General features: G+C 66.7%; 12 protein-coding genes and 2 pseudogenes. 6 read left to right on the top strand and 8 right to left on the bottom strand.

What is annotated here, in order from left to right; all coding sequences use genetic code 11:
- Positions 1-186: 186 nt before the first annotated feature.
- From ABZX90_RS04810 to ABZX90_RS04790, 5 genes are all read right to left on the bottom strand, one after another.
- Entirely contained in the window at positions 187-1098 is a 912-nt protein-coding gene (locus ABZX90_RS04810; RefSeq protein WP_351125552.1) for a glycosyltransferase family A protein, read from the bottom strand.
- Between the two features lie 185 nt (positions 1099-1283).
- Positions 1284-2411 (bottom strand): polysaccharide pyruvyl transferase family protein, encoded by a 1128-nt coding sequence (locus ABZX90_RS04805; protein ID WP_355201506.1) that lies wholly within the window; start codon positions 2409-2411, stop codon positions 1284-1286.
- 77 nt (positions 2412-2488) lie between these two features.
- A complete protein-coding gene (locus ABZX90_RS04800; protein WP_355201505.1) occupies positions 2489-3358 on the bottom strand; it encodes a class I SAM-dependent methyltransferase in 870 nt (289 codons plus the stop codon).
- Positions 3359-3385: 27 nt separating this feature from the next.
- Positions 3386-3676 carry a hypothetical protein gene (locus ABZX90_RS04795; RefSeq protein WP_355201503.1) on the bottom strand — a complete coding sequence of 97 codons (291 nt, stop codon included), beginning with the start codon at positions 3674-3676 and terminating at the stop codon, positions 3386-3388.
- Positions 3677-3976: 300 nt separating this feature from the next.
- A complete protein-coding gene (locus ABZX90_RS04790) occupies positions 3977-5362 on the bottom strand; it encodes an O-antigen ligase family protein (protein WP_355201502.1) in 1386 nt (461 codons plus the stop codon).
- Positions 5363-5703: 341 nt separating this feature from the next.
- On the opposite strand from ABZX90_RS04790, the gene ABZX90_RS04785 reads away from it, so the two are divergent.
- The 3 genes from ABZX90_RS04785 to ABZX90_RS04775 all read left to right on the top strand — a co-directional run bounded on the left by ABZX90_RS04785 (position 5704) and on the right by ABZX90_RS04775 (position 8681).
- A complete protein-coding gene (locus ABZX90_RS04785) occupies positions 5704-6768 on the top strand; it encodes a glycosyltransferase family 4 protein (RefSeq protein ID WP_355201500.1) in 1065 nt (354 codons plus the stop codon).
- A 138-nt stretch (positions 6769-6906) separates the two neighbouring features.
- A complete protein-coding gene (locus tag ABZX90_RS04780; RefSeq protein ID WP_355201498.1) occupies positions 6907-7602 on the top strand; it encodes a WecB/TagA/CpsF family glycosyltransferase in 696 nt (231 codons plus the stop codon).
- 266 nt (positions 7603-7868) lie between these two features.
- Entirely contained in the window at positions 7869-8681 is an 813-nt protein-coding gene (locus ABZX90_RS04775; RefSeq protein WP_355201496.1) for a class I SAM-dependent methyltransferase, read from the top strand.
- A gap of 54 nt (positions 8682-8735) precedes the next feature.
- Here ABZX90_RS04775 and ABZX90_RS04770 read toward each other — a convergent pair.
- Both ABZX90_RS04770 and ABZX90_RS04765 read right to left on the bottom strand, forming a co-directional pair.
- Positions 8736-9083: pseudogene (locus ABZX90_RS04770) on the bottom strand (GTP-binding protein); the annotation flags it as partial.
- Positions 9084-9200: 117 nt separating this feature from the next.
- Entirely contained in the window at positions 9201-10154 is a 954-nt protein-coding gene (locus ABZX90_RS04765) for a ribose-phosphate pyrophosphokinase (protein WP_351125576.1), read from the bottom strand.
- Positions 10155-10560: 406 nt separating this feature from the next.
- Here ABZX90_RS04765 and ABZX90_RS04760 point away from each other — a divergent pair, with 406 nt between their 5' ends.
- The 3 genes from ABZX90_RS04760 (at position 10561) to ABZX90_RS04750 (ending at position 13477) form a co-directional block, all read left to right on the top strand.
- Positions 10561-11211, top strand: coding sequence for a DUF4230 domain-containing protein (locus ABZX90_RS04760; RefSeq protein WP_355201493.1), 651 nt, complete (start codon positions 10561-10563; stop codon positions 11209-11211).
- Positions 11212-11349: 138 nt separating this feature from the next.
- A complete protein-coding gene (locus ABZX90_RS04755) occupies positions 11350-11715 on the top strand; it encodes a cupin domain-containing protein (RefSeq protein ID WP_351125582.1) in 366 nt (121 codons plus the stop codon).
- A 106-nt stretch (positions 11716-11821) separates the two neighbouring features.
- A complete protein-coding gene (locus ABZX90_RS04750) occupies positions 11822-13477 on the top strand; it encodes an IS1182 family transposase (RefSeq protein WP_355201491.1) in 1656 nt (551 codons plus the stop codon).
- A gap of 260 nt (positions 13478-13737) precedes the next feature.
- Here ABZX90_RS04750 and ABZX90_RS04745 read toward each other — a convergent pair.
- A pseudogene (locus tag ABZX90_RS04745) lies at positions 13738-14254 on the bottom strand (hypothetical protein); the annotation flags it as partial.

The raw sequence follows: 14254 nt of genomic DNA, 5'->3' as shown, positions 1-14254 counted from the left end.
CCTGCGAACCCTCAAGCCGTAAGAGAGACAGCAGCCGTCGTGACAGAGGCGCTCTCGCCTTCCGATCAGTTCGGTGCGGGGAGTCCGTTCTGGGAATCACAGGCGATTCACGGCTCTCTTCTCTGAGCAATGATCACTTCTCCGTCAGATCGAACGAGGTGGAACCGTGCGAGATGGGATGGGCGCCTATACCGGCACACCCTTGACGATGTCGAGCACTGCGGCAGCGTCGGCGGCGGCCTCTCGCATGTACCGGCGCGAGCGGAACACCCCGGCCATGGCAAGGAGCATGAGAGCGTCTCCGAGAACGGAGTAGAGCACCGCTGCGCGGCTCACTGGACTCACGCCGAGAACCGCAAGCCTCCAGCGGGAGCGAATGCCGCGGCGTCGCACCCAGAGATCGTCTTCACGATTGATGGGAGACAACAGGTGGTCCAGGACCGCCCTCGGGGTCCAGAGGAGTTCGGTGCGCTCCGCGACCCGCGCGGAGAAGTCGACGTCCTCGCCCATTCCGTTGCCGGCCCGGGTTTCGTCGAAGCGCAGACCACGGATCGCGCTGTGCCGGTACGACATGGAGCAACCCGAAAGCCAACCGACCCGTCGCGGTCGGCTGCCCGTTCGACACATCACGTTCATCCCGGAGGAGAGCAGGGCACCCTGCCGCGGGCTGTCGAGGAGAAAGAGACAGCGATACCACCGCGCCAACCCCGAGGCTCGACGCTCCGACAGATTGGAGATGCGTCCACCGATCCCACCGCATGAGGGACTCTCTTCGAACAGTGCCAGAATCTCACTCGTATATTCGGGATCAAGAATGATATCGTCATCGGTGAAGTGGACAAAATCCGTCGACTTATCAAGCAGATCGAGTGCCATGTTGAGCTGAACGGTTTTGCGCGGCGCCGCACGAAGGAATTTCACGCTCATCCAATCGTGGGTCTCCGCAAAACCCTCAACGACCTGACGCGTTGAATCAGCGTCACTGCTGTCGACGATGATCAAGCGATCAGGCAAGCTTTTCTGCTCGGCGACCGATTCAAGGCAGCGACGCAGATCGTTCGGCCTGTTCCTGGTGCAAATGATCATTTCGTGGCGCATTTAAACCGTCCGCTTTCTTCTTGAACGTGAGTCCTACCCAGACCTTGGCTGATCCTGATACACGATGGGCAAAGGTTCCACATTCGACCCTTCGGTGACCTATCGTCTCGGGTCTGTGGAATTAGGGTTCCCCTGTCGGCGGATATTGCCACTGCCCGCGACGTCCCATATGAGCCTCGGCTCGCTCACTTTGAAGTCTCGGACTGGGCGCCAACGCCTATAGGTGAAGACGTGGTCGCCCGCACTTCACCGTTCGCCCATGACAGCAGTTCCCCGGTGGTCAGCTGCCCGGTTTTCCACTGACGGACCGCCGCCACTACCTTCTCAAGAGAATCCTGCAGACAGCGGACGTGATCGGCGACCACGGAGATCCGACTTGGCTCCGTTGCCCGGCGGAGTTCCTCAGCGATCTGTTCGCTGGTCGCTCCAACTTGGAGATTCGGGCTCTCGCCCGTAACGCTCAACCAGAAGTCGTCGCACTTGCTCGCGTAAGCCAGCGGAACAGTGGGGACGCCGGATGCCACGCCGACGACGGCGCCGTGGAGCCGCTCGGACAGCAGTACTGAGCACTCGCCGATGGCCCGGACCATCGCCCGTACATTTCCGTCAAAGGTGACGACTGCCGAGTCGAGGCGTGACGCCAGGTCCTGCGCGGTTCCTGCGTCCTCCGGGAAGAGTTGCAGGACACGGACCAGCGATTCGGGGTATGCGGCGCGATAGGCCGTGATGGCTCGGACAACGGTCGCGGTGCTGAACCGGGTCGCAGGGCTCGCGCCGAGGCACACCCCGATGAGGTGCTGAGACGTTCCGCGCGAAGGCAGTCCGACCTGAAGGGGATACAGGAGCGCAGGATCACCGATCACGTTGGTGGCGCGCCACTGCCGGACGCACACGTCCGCGGTCAGCGGACCCCTGACTCCGCACAGCGCGACGTCGCGGAGCGCGCGCCAGGTCTCCCAATCGTCCCGCTGGAGGCCAAGAGCGAAACGATCGTGCGGGGCGGCAGCACCCGAACCGGCGATCACAAGCCCCTCTGCCCGGTAGTACCTCAGGGCGAGGTGGGCGGCCCGACCCCAGTTCTGGAAGCCGATCGTGGTTCCACCGCCCAGAAGAATGATCCGCTCCGCACCCGTCAGGCTCATGCGCTGCCCGATCACCTTCGGAGCGGCCTTCAGGTAGGCCCGCCTGGTGACCGGTGCCTGAAGCTCGAGCGGGTCGGCGAGTGCCCCCTTCCAGGTGTCGTGCAGGAGGTCGTCACCGAAGTTGCCAAAACCCTGCCACCCCAGGTAGATGATCCGGCGTTGCCCAGGCATGCCTCTCCTTCAGATGTCCTCTGATCTGCGGTGCCGGTGCTCTGCGGTGCCGGCCATCGGTCCAGTGCCTGGAGGCGTCAGTGGTCCGCGGGACTCAGACGCGCCCATAGGTGCCAGCCCATAGCCCTCGCTCCCGGAAGACCATGGACCGGGATGGGCGGCGCGTGCATGAAGTGCTTCTCGGCGCGTGTCACCGTAAAGTCCGGGAAGTCCTGGTGCAGGCGCCGCAGGTCGTAAACGCGCGAGTACGGATTTTCCGGACCATCGGTGTTGCGGTGAATGAAATCTTCCATGCGCAAGTACGAAAACAGGCCTTGCCGCGCCGCGTTGTCCACATGGGCACGCAGAAGCCCCCGGGGCTGTCGGAGCACTCCCGAGCGGACGAGAGGATAGGCAGCCAAGAGCGCCGCACGTCGCACCAACCCGATGGCGACCAGGTAGTTGAGGGACCAGCGCGCGTAAACCATGACCACCAGCGCGCCGTCCGGCCGCATCACCCGGCGAATCTCCCGTTGCGCCTTCTGGATCTCAGGGACGTGGTGGAGCACGCCATGGCTGAACACCACGTCGAATGAGGCGTCCGGAAAAGGAAGGTCGAGGACACTGGCCAAGTGCACGGCTTCGAAGGGCAGCCGTCGCAGCTCGAGACGGGCCCGGGTGCGCTGGACAGCGGTCCCGGTGAGGTCGACTCCAGTCCAGCTTGCACCGCGTCTGATGATCTGCTCCGCCTCGGAGCCCTGGCCCAGCCCGATCTCCAGAACCCTTCGCCCCTTGAGGTCCAGGCCATCCAGGCACCTGGGGATGTGGGACTCAAGACGGTACTTCTCAGCGTCATACCGGGAGAAGAACGCTTCGTAGTGCGAATGGTCGCTTCCGTCCGGCGACCCGAACAGGTCGTCCCCGCACGGATGGGCGGACCAGAACTCCCGGATCTGCGTTTCGCTCACTAGGCGCTCCAGATGACTCGACGTAGCTCAGTAACGTTGTTCGGCGACGCACCCGAAGGTGGTTGGAGGCGCCAGTCGTTCACCAAGAGTCTGCAAGAAACCCGACTGTGTGGACCAATAGCGACTTGAGCGATCTTCCGGAGCAAGTAAGCATTTCGGTCCACGCGCATCGACATTTTTGTCCGGCGGCGATACCGGAGCGGATCCTGAAAGCTCAAAAAGTGCCCCGGCGGGCACGATGTGGTCGACGAGGCGCTCGACGGTACCCAGATATTCAGGGAAATGGTGAAGAACGAAAATCGCCACGACCGCGGTCATGCATCACAGTGACGCGCGGATTGTGGCGGAAGCGACGCCTGAGGGCATCGGCACTGGGGGAGCACCATGGGCCTGCTCTTGCAGATTCCCTATGGTGGGCTTTGCCTCGGTGCCGTTCATGCATGAAGCGTATCGATTTTCGGAGCTGCTTCGTTGAACCTTCGGGCCGGCCCCAAAAGATTCACACGGACGGTGCATCCTCGTGAAGAAGTATTCTGATTACCCGAGGCGTCCGGCAAGACCGGGGTGGCGGTGGGATTTGGAGACCTGAAACTGATCGCCCGAGGACGGTTTGTCGAGTCAGGAACCGGTGGGCACCGCCGGGGAGGTGGGCAGCGAGCGCTCAGTGCAGGCATCGGAGCCGCCAGGGGCGGGAACGAGGTGGCCGGCGGCCGTGGGCCGGGAACCCCTGCTGACTTCCCGCTCCAACGGGACTCCGATGCGCGCGTAGGCGCAGGCCAGCACCAGCCAAGACGGCAGGCCGATGAAGGTGACCTCCAGCGCGACGTTGGTGAGGGCGGTGACGCAGACCCCAACGGTCGCTCCGAACCAGGCTGAGGCGACCGGGTGGTGGCGTGCCCGCCACGTCCGGCACAGGGTCGCGGCGACCAGGAACACCAGGGCGATTCCGGCGGGCCACCCCAGGTAGTAGACGTATCCGACGAACGAGTTGTGAGGGCCCGAGCGAAGGTCGTTCAGCGGTTGCCCTTCGAACGCCACGTCGATCGGACGTCCCGTCCCCGCTCCCAGAAGCGGCTCCTTCCCAGCTTCCTTCAGGGCTTCCTGCCACATCACGAACCGGAGTTCGACGTTGTTGGCGGCTTCGCTGTCAGGATCCTGGGTGCCGGCCTCCAGCCGGGTGGCCAGACCTCCCACTACCGGGACATCCGAAAGGCGTTGCTGTGACGCGGAGTAGCTGACAGCGGTCACCAGTCCCAGCGCGACGAGGGACAACGACAGGACCGGCCATCGCCCGAGGCGCCGACCACCGGTCCGGAGGGCGACGGCCGTCGCGGCCATGGCGGCCAGCACGGCCAGCAGCGGGCCGCGCTTGCTGGCGGCAGCCGTGAGTAGGGCCGCGCCCATCAGTGTCACGAGTAGCAGCCGACTACGCCCCAGGCACCGCATCCTGACACCGAACGCTCCCGCGATCGCCAGATACAGTCCCGAAGCCGCGGACGTCATCGGCACGTGGAACACCACCTGCACCAGAACACCGAGGGCCGGCACGTACAGAACCCAGCGCAGACGGATCAGTTCCTCGCCCGCCCGGGTGAGCAGCCAGGTCGCCGCAAGCCAGCCGACGACGGGATACAGGCCGAGAATCACCCCCTTGAGGGGGTCGGGATAATCCGCCGCGATCCCCCGGCACACCGCGGGGACGGTTACGACGGCCAGCAGTAGGGCGACCCGGCGGAATCCTCGCAGTCGCTCTTCCGAGAAAGCCCGGGGCGCCCAGGTGCATGCCGCCGCAAGCAGCGCCAGAGCGGCGAGGCAGTCCATGAGATAGAACGGCGCGACACCCACCGCCGCATAGGTCCTGCCCAGGAGAAAAAGGGGCACCAGGCAGGCGGTCCACAGAAACGACGCCGCCCCGCGGAGGCAGACCGCCAGAAGGACGACACCCGCTGCGCACAGTGCGGCGAAGGCGAGCCAGAACAGCTGATCAGCGTCGCCCGGCATCATTTCCGGCACCCTCTTTCATCAATTGAGAAACAATCTTCTATCACGTCGGACGTCGGACGTGAAGCGCCTGCTCCGCAAGTTTTCATATTCAGTTTCGGCATATTCTATGAACAATGAGAAACGGGCGTGTCGCACTGGACTCGGCAATTCGTGCATGATGCCGTGAGGGATCGGCATATCCGAGGAAATTGTTTTTGTGGTTTCCGGGGGTTCTTCCGCCCTCTTCTCGCTCCCCGGTCGCCAGCCCTTCCGGGGTTCCGATCCAGTCCATAGGGAGGGACGGAGTCATGTTTCCGATCCGCCCGAAGGGTCCACGGCGACCCTCGGCGCCGACCGTCCTCGTGCTGAGGCACAGCGCGGGCCTCGGCGGCATGGGCAGGGCCGCCGAGTTCTTCACCCCGGCACTCAGGCGCCTGTGTCCGATCGTGGCCGTTGTCTCCCTTTCCGCGAAACGCACGTCCGACGGCTTCGAGGCATCCTGGCCCGCGAAGGTCGGCGCGACGGCCTCGGCGGTGGGGCGCTGCGCCATGGTGCTGGTCAGGGAATCCCCCGATGCCGTCTACCTGCCGATCGCCCAGTGGGGTCTCCCCCTCCTGCGGGACGCCCTCGTCGTCGCGCTCGCCAGGGCCACCGGAAGCACTCCGGTGCTGCACCTTCACGGCGCCCAGCTGCCGGCCCGGCTCTCCGCCGCCCTGCCCCTGCGGAAGGTACTGGGAGGAGCCCACTGGATCGTCCTGAGCGAGGACGTGGCGGCGAACCTGCAGACCAGTGGTTGCCGCACGAGATCGGTGACGGTGATCCGGAACCCGGCGCCGGCCCCCGAACATGCCCTTCCCCAGCAGAACGGCGGGCCACCAACGGCATCGTGCGCTTCGCGGCCGCTGCGCGTCGGCTGGCTCGGCACGATGTGCCGGGCCAAGGGCTTCGACGTCCTGTGCGATGCCGTGGACCGGGTAAAACGGCGTGACACCGCCGTGGAATTCTCCGTCGCCGGGATGCGTCTGGACGTGCCGCGGTCCCGGATGGGCTCCGTGGACCGCGATCTCGGCGTGGTCCATCAGGCGGACGTCCCAGAGTTCTGGTCCACCGTGGACGTGTTCGTCCTTCCGGCCCGCTGGGTGGAAGGACTCCCCTTCGTGCTGCTCGAGGCGTTGCAGGCGGGCTGTGTCGTGGCGGCGACCCGGTCCTCGGGTAGCGCGGAACTCTTCCGCCACGGGTGTGTGGACGCCGTCGAGCCCACGGTCGACTCGGTCACCGGCTTCCTCGAGGCGTGCCGGACCGACCTCGACGGCGTCCGGCGCCGTCAGCAGAAGGCGTGGCGCCAGCTGCGACCGCTCTACGCGCACGATCGCGTCGAGGGGGCGTTCGCGCGGTTCTGGGAGACCGCGCCTTTCGGACGAGGATGACGAACTGTTGGAGGCAAGGTGCACACACTGCGTATGCCAGGGCTGCCGGACGAGGCCACGGCGACCGGGACGGTGGGTCCATGTCCGCCCGTGACAGTGTGCGGGCTGCCTGTTCATCCTCTGACGCTCGAGGAGTCCGTGGCCGCCGCCGAGGCACTCATCGCGGACGGCGGCCCCCACCAGCACGTCGTGCTGAACGCCGCCAAGATCGTCCAGGCGCACGACGACCCGGAACTGGCGCGCATCATCCGCTCGTGCTCGCTCGTCAACGCCGACGGGCAGTCGGTTGTGTGGGCGGGCCGCGTCCTGGGAAGCCCTCTGCCCGAGCGGGTCGCGGGCATTGACTTCATGCTGGCGCTGTGGCGCAGCGCCGCGCGCAACGCATACCGCGTGTATCTCCTGGGCGCTGAGGCGAAGGTGGTCGAGGAGACCGCGCGCATCGCCGCCCGGCGGGGTGTCGAGGTCGTCGGGTACCGGGACGGCTACTGGGACGAGAGCGAGGAGGCGCGGGTGGTGGCGGCCGTCCGTGAGGCCCGCCCGGACATCCTGTTCCTCGCCGTGCCGAGTCCACGCAAGGAGTACTTCCTCGCCCGCCGACAGAAAGACCTGGGCTGTGCCCTGGTGGTCGGTGTCGGCGGATCCTTCGATGTGGTGGCGGGACTCCGCAGCAGGGCGCCGCGGTGGATGCAGCGCAGCGGCCTTGAATGGTTCCACCGATTGGTCCAGGAGCCGCGCCGCATGCTCCTGCGCTACGCGGTGGGCAACACCCGATTCCTAGCCCTCACCGCCGCGTACTGGGCGCGGCTGTTGACCGGCCGCGGGGGCGACGCGTAGGGCCGACGGCCCGCACCGGCATCGGCCGGCCGCGCACGCGGAGCGCGTTTTCCGGCTGCTGCACCGCCCCAGCCGGTGCAGCAGCCGGCCGCAATCCTTGGCCTGGCGCGGGTCGTCGCAGCATCTCGAACACGTGCGTTATCACCACCGCGGAGAGTTCGGTCTCATAGGGTCGGTGCGGAATGCTTGCGGCCGGATGTGTGAATTACGCTTCCCGATCTCTGTGAACACGGCCCTGAAGACAGCCTCCGGAATAGTGTCCTCACATGACGGATACCTTGGCTGGGCCCACAATTGGACATCTTCAGGAACGCGCCCACGGCGATGGCCATGATTATGTGAAAGGTTCTCCGCATATCCGGCATCATCGCATTCGCGAGCGAGTGATCTCGGGCGTGCACGACCTGGTGGGTAAGGTCATCGAACGGAATGGCCAGTGCCGGGTCCTCGAGGTCGGCGCCGGACATGGAACCTTCACCGACCATCTGGTGGCGGCCGGGGCAAACGTCGAGGTGACGGAGATGAGCGCCCCCAGCGCGGCGGTTCTTCGGCACCGTTTCCGGAACAATCCGCACGTCACGGTCATTCATGACCCTGAAGGAAAGGAAATCTTCCGCCCGGAGCCGCTCGACGCCGTGGTGTGCATCTCTGTACTTCATCACATCCCTGACTACCTGGGTGCCGTCGAACATCTCATTCAGCGTATTGCTCCCGGCGGCGTTTTCTTCAGCATTCAGGACCCCTTGTGGTACCCGCGCAGGTCGGGACTTTCCATGAATCTGGATCACGGCGCTTATCTACTTTGGAGGCTCGGCCAGGGCGAACTGCGCCGTGGCCTGGCCACCAGGGTGCGCCGCCTGCGCGGCCGCTACGACGAGACGAAAGAGGCGGACATGTCGGAGTACCACGTCGTCCGCCAGGGAGTGGACGAGGTGGCTCTACAGGGACTCCTGGCCCCGGTGTTTCACGATGTGGAGCTGCAACGTTACTGGTCGACGCAGTCAGGAGTGCTGCAGGCGCTGGGGCAACGATTCGCTCCTGCCACCACATTCGGGCTCTTCGCACGGAACCGCTGCTGATCAGCGTTCCGTCCAAGACGGACCCTCCTGCCTCGGGGTCATTCCATACGGGGCCTCGAACCTGGTGTGCGGGGTCACCGAGCCCGGCTTGGGGTGACCTGCCCCCGCTCCACGTCCTCGCGCCTCACCCCGCGCAGCAGCAGTCCGAGGTTCTCGCCCGCCCGGCCCCGTCGAGGAGCTTCCGGAACATCTCGACGCCGGTGACGGTGGTACGGGACGCCGACCTGCCGGGCCAGCAGGACGTGCTCCTTGGTCTGCGGCATCGGACCGTCGGTCGCCGCGACCACGGTCATGCAGGACCTTGGCGATGGCCGCCGTCAGTGTCGTCTTGCCGTGGTCGATGTGCCCGATGGTGCCGATGTTCACATGCGGCTCGGTCCGCTCGAATTTCGCCTTGTCCACTGCGAGCCCTCCTGATCACCTGGGTGACGCCGAGCGTTGCTCCGCGGCTTCCCGGCCGGGCACGGCAGCCGGTCCTGGTGACCGAGCGGGCAGGTGGGAAGTTCCGCTCCTTCCTGGCTATTGGTTATGCGGCGCGTCGAACAGGGCGCTGACGGACTCACCGTTGTGAATGCGCCGGACCGCCTCGGCGAGCGCCGGGGCGATGGACAGGACGCTCAGCTTCTCCGTGTGCTCCTCGGCCGGGATCGGCACGGTGTTCGTGCAGACGATCTCCAGCACGTCGGGCTGTTCGCTGAGCCGCTTGAGCGCGCCCGCCGCGAACAGCCCGTGGGTGCAGGCGACCCGGATCGAACGCGGTCCCAACTCACGCAGCCGCTCCAGAAGTTCGAGGACCGTGCTGCCCTTGGCGATCTCGTCGTCGAGCACGATGACATCGCGTCCGGCGATCTCACCGATGACGGAACTGATACTCACCCGGTCGTCGGCGAACCGCTGCTTGGCACCGGCGGCCACCTGGGCCCCGATCAGCCGCGCGAACGCCGCGGCCTCCTTGGCGTTGCCGAGGTCCGGCGAGACCACCGTCGTACGCGAGAGGTCGTTGGTGCGGAAGTGCGCGGCCAGTTCCCGCAGGGCGTGCAGATGGTCGACCGGCACCGAGAAGAAGCCGTGCACCTGCGGGGAGTGCAGCGTCATCGCGAGGACGCGGCTCGCACCGGCCGCCACCAGCAGATCCGCCACGAGCCGGCCGCCCATGGAGATCCGCGGCATGTCCTTCTTGTCCGAACGTGCGTACGAATAATGGGGCATGACCACGGTGATCCGCCCGGCGGAGGCGCCGCGCGCCGCGTCGCACATCATCAGCAGTTCGACGAGATGCTCCTGCACCGGAGTGACCAGCGGCTGCACCAGGAAGACATCACGCTCGCGGCAATTGGCCTGGAGCTGGACCTCCAGGCAGTCATTGGCGAACCGGCTGACACGGGTCGGGCTGAGGGGCACACCGAGATGCGCGCAGAGCTCGGCCGCCAGCTCGGGATGGGCACTACCGCTGAACACGGCGATGTCACGCACGACCGCTCCTCGCATGATCGAACCGGGTTGCGTCGCCGGTTGGCAAGATCGGCCCGGAGTGCGTACCTCATGCTACTGGGCACCTTTCGGGCCTTCGACCGGGGGGAATTCCGGTTGCGGACCGGTCGCGCGTCCGGTCGCGGAGTCACGGGCCGGTCCCGGACACCGCTCGGCGACCGGCCGTACCGGGTCGCCCCGCCCTTCACGGCGTACGAGCCGACGCCTCGGGCAGCGGCCGGGACCTGCCGACCCGGGTGTCCCGGGTGCCCCGACTCCCCCACCGCACCGCGCCCCGCCTCGCGACGGACGGCACCCCGGTCTTCCGGCACCGGAATCAACGCGCCAACCGGGCGGCCTGCCAAGGGGGTTGGCGGGTACACGGACGGTTGAAAGGAGGACCGTCGACATGACGACGTCCATCAAACGCATACCCGGATGGGCGAAGGTGCTCTCCGCCTTCGTACTGGTGCTCGTGGTGCTCTTCGCCGGGCTGCGGCTGGCCGTTCTGCCGGGGCTGCGCGATGTGTTCGGCACGGAGACACACGACAATTCGGGCCCCACGCTCCTCAAGTCGATCCAGGACATGAGCCGTTACGACGCCGCCTCGGGCAACTTCCAGGTGGTCGTGGACCTGGAGAAGGACGCCAAGTATCTGCCCGACGCGATCCGCGGCACCCGCACGCTGTACGTGGGCGCCGGCACCGTCGACGCCTATGTCGATCTCGGGCGCATCGGCCAGAAGGACGTGCTGGTCAACGACGACCGTACGTCGGCCACGCTCCATCTGCCGCACGCGGCACTGGGCAAACCCGCTCTCGACCCCGACCACTCCTACGCCGTCTCGAAGCAGCGCGGACTCCTCGACCGGATCGGGGACATTCTCTCGGGCAACCCGAACGACGAGCGGGCCGTGCAGCGGCTCGCGGCCAAGCACATCGGCGCGGCCGCGAAGGACAGCGGGCTCACCTCGCGGGCCGAGAAGAACACCACCGGCATGCTCGAAGGCCTGTTGCATTCTCTCGGCTTCAAGGAGGTGACGGTCACCTACGGAGTCTGAGTCCGGGCGGCACCGACGGCGCCGGGGGCGATCACGCGGTCGCACCCGGCGCCGGCCACCGTCACGCGGGCGGTTCCCCGGATGGCAGTCCCCTCCACGCGGGCAGACGATGGAAGGAGGCAATGGAAGGGAGCCGTCATGCTGGAGATCAAGACGGTGGACAAGCCGGATGAGCGACGCGATTTCCCGCGCGGCCACCTCGAAGCGGTCCACATGACCGGGCTCGACTTCGCCGTGGGAACCTTCGAACCGGGCTGGCGATGGTCCGAGTCCGTCGGCCCGATCGCGGGAACGAAGAGCTGCGAGGTCCACCACAACGGCTATGTCGTACAGGGACGGATGCACCTCGTCATGGACGACGGCGGCGAGGGCGAAGTAGGACCCGGCGACGTCTTCGTGTGCCCGCCCGGGCACGACGCCTGGGTCGTGGGTGACGAACAGGTCATCGTGTACGACTTCGCGGGAGGCATGGCCACCGACTACGCGAAGGCCAAGGACGCCTAGGGCCAATGCCGTGACTCTGTTGGTGATCTTGTGAGGGGTGCTGACAGGTCGTCTGTTCGGCGGTTTGCTGGAGGGGGCGGGGTGGGTTCTCGGGAGAGGGCCGGAGATGTCCTTGCGGGCGAGGAGTTGCCAGCGGATTCCGACGCGGACGGTGTTGACGGCGCGGGCTGCGTGCCCGAAAGGCACGCCGGCGATGCTGATCCGGGACCGGCTGGATGTGGTGTTCGAGGACGAGGAGTTCGCGGACCTGTATCCCAAGGACGGGCGGCCGGGGCTGTCGCCGGGGCAGTTGGCGCTGGTGTCGGTGCTGCAGTTCGCAGAGAACCTGTCCGACCGTGCGGCTGCGAACGCGGTCCGCACCAGGATCGACTGGAAATACGCCCTGGGCCTGGAGCTGGACGATCCCGGCTTCGACCACTCGGTGCTGTGTGAATTCCGGGCCCGCCTCGCAGAGGGCGACGCGGCCGACCGGCTGTTGCAGGTGATGCTGCACGGCCTGGTTGAGGTCGGGCTGCTGAAGTCCGGCGGGCGGCAGCGCACCGACGCGACCCATGTGCTCGCGGCGGTGCGCACGCTCAGCCGACTGGAACTGGTCGGCGAGAGCCTGCGGGCCGCACTGGAACAGCTCGCCCAGGCAGACCCGGACTGGCTGCTCGCTCTGGTCTCGCCGGAGTGGGACAAGCGCTACGGACGGAAGGTGGAGATCGGCAAGGTCCCCGGCGGGAAGGCCGGGATCACCGCCCTGGCCGAGGCCTTCGGCCGGGACGGACGCAAGGTCCTGGCCGCGGCCTGGGCGGCCGACGCCCCGCCCCGGCTCAGGGCGTTGGCGCAGGTGGAGATCCTGCGGCAGGTGTGGGTGCACCACTACTACTGGGACGCCCGCGGGCGGCTGCGCTGGCGCGACGGCCACACGCTGCCGCCCGCATCGCTGCGGTTCGACTCTCCGTATGACGCCGACGCGCACTACTGCGTCAAGCGGGACACCGCCTGGTCCGGTTACCGGACCCACTTCACCGAGACGTGCACGTCAAGCCTGCCGGAGGTGGTCGTGCACGTGGCCACCACGATCGCCCCGGTCCAGGACGGCGAACTCACCGCCCAGATCCACGACGACCTGGCGGCGATCGGCCTGGCCCCGGCCGAGCACGTGGTCGACGCCGCCTACGTCAGTCCCGCGCAGATCGAACGCGCCCGGCGGGCGCACGGCATCGCCCTGCTCGGCCCGGTCGTGCCCGACCACAGCCACCAGGCCAAAAGCGGAGCCGGCTTCGACAAAGCCGCCTTCGCCATCGACTGGGGCCACTGCCGGGCCACCTGCCCCCAGGGCGCCGTCAGCCGCGAATGGCGGCCCCTGCACATCAGCGGACACGACTACATCCAGGTCAAGTTCGACAAGGCCACCTGTCTGGCCTGCCCCGTCCGGCCCCAGTGCACCAACGCGGTCAGCGGTCCGCGATCGCTCGCGCTGCTGCCCACCCGCGAACTCCACGACATCCAGACGCGCAACCGTCTGGACCAGCGCACCGAGGACTGGCAACGCCGCTATGCGATCCGCGCAGGCATTGAAGCCACCCTCTCCCAGAACGTCCGCACCTACGGACTGCGCCGGACCCGCTACCGAGGCCTGCCCAAGACGCACGTCCAGCATGTCCTGACCGGTCTGGCCTGCAACGTCACCCGCATCACCGACTGGATCACGGACCCGACCCGCACCCGGCGAGCATCCAGCCACTTCCACGCCCTCTGCACTGCCACCGGCTGACCCTCACAAGATCACCAACAGAGTCACGGCATTGGCTTTAGGGGCCGAATGGCATCCGAGCGAGTGTCGGCCTGAATGTCTGGCCCCCGCCGAGCCTGGACCACCAGACCACGGACGTCCGTAGCGCCAACCCGAGAACACCCAGACCGGAGCACCCTGTCTGCGCCGGACCGTCACCACCAGAGAAAACTGGAACACTCCGGCACCACCGAATATGCGACAGAGCCTGATTCATGACACTCCCAGAAAGGCCGGTCGAGTTAGCCCTTCGCCTTCCGCGCACGCTTGCGACGCAGAATGAAGATTCCACCAGCAAGGGTGCTCAGTGCTGCAAATCCAGCAATTACAGAGTTGCGTGCATCGATGGTGTTAGCCGTGTTTTCCTCGCCCATCATGCTCGCAGGTGCTACTGCTTTTGGCGCGGCCGCATCGGCATTCTTTGCGGCTAGCCAGCCTCCTCCAGCGTGCATGCCGCCCTCAGGATTGTGCGGCTTGGGGTGCTCGGGCTTGGGGTGCTCGGGCTTGGGGTGCTCGGGCTTGGGGTGCTCGGGCTTGGGGTGCTCGGGCTTGGGGTGCTCGGGCTTCGGATGCTCGGGCTTCGGATGCTCGGGCTTCGGATGCTCGGGCTTCGGATGCTCGGGCTTCGGGTGGTCCGACTCCTGCCCGTAGCCGGAGCCGTGGTCCGACTCCTGCCCGTAGCCGGAGCCGTGGTCCGACTCCTGCCCGTAGCCGGAGCCGTGGTCCGACTCCTGCCCGTAGCCGGAGCCGTGGTCACGT

It is taken from the genome of Streptomyces sp. NPDC002935 (genome assembly GCF_040611295.1).
Classification (GTDB): Bacteria; Actinomycetota; Actinomycetes; order Streptomycetales; family Streptomycetaceae; genus Streptomyces.
The sequence above is the reverse complement of the archived record's forward strand: the minus strand, read 5'-3'. Positions and strand labels throughout refer to the sequence as shown.

Bases quoted from the DNA above. Each gene is read 5' to 3' on its own strand.
- ABZX90_RS04810 (WP_351125552.1), bottom strand. From the start codon at position 1,098: ATGCGCCACGAAATGATCATTTGCACCAGGAACAGGCCGAACGATCTG.
- ABZX90_RS04805 (WP_355201506.1), bottom strand. From the start codon at position 2,411: ATGCCTGGGCAACGCCGGATCATCTACCTGGGGTGGCAGGGTTTTGGC.
- ABZX90_RS04795 (WP_355201503.1), bottom strand. From the start codon at position 3,676: ATGACCGCGGTCGTGGCGATTTTCGTTCTTCACCATTTCCCTGAATAT.
- ABZX90_RS04790 (WP_355201502.1), bottom strand. From the start codon at position 5,362: ATGATGCCGGGCGACGCTGATCAGCTGTTCTGGCTCGCCTTCGCCGCA.
- ABZX90_RS04775 (WP_355201496.1), top strand. From the start codon at position 7,869: ATGACGGATACCTTGGCTGGGCCCACAATTGGACATCTTCAGGAACGC.
- ABZX90_RS04760 (WP_355201493.1), top strand. From the start codon at position 10,561: ATGACGACGTCCATCAAACGCATACCCGGATGGGCGAAGGTGCTCTCC.
- ABZX90_RS04755 (WP_351125582.1), top strand. From the start codon at position 11,350: ATGCTGGAGATCAAGACGGTGGACAAGCCGGATGAGCGACGCGATTTC.
- ABZX90_RS04750 (WP_355201491.1), top strand. From the start codon at position 11,822: ATGTCCTTGCGGGCGAGGAGTTGCCAGCGGATTCCGACGCGGACGGTG.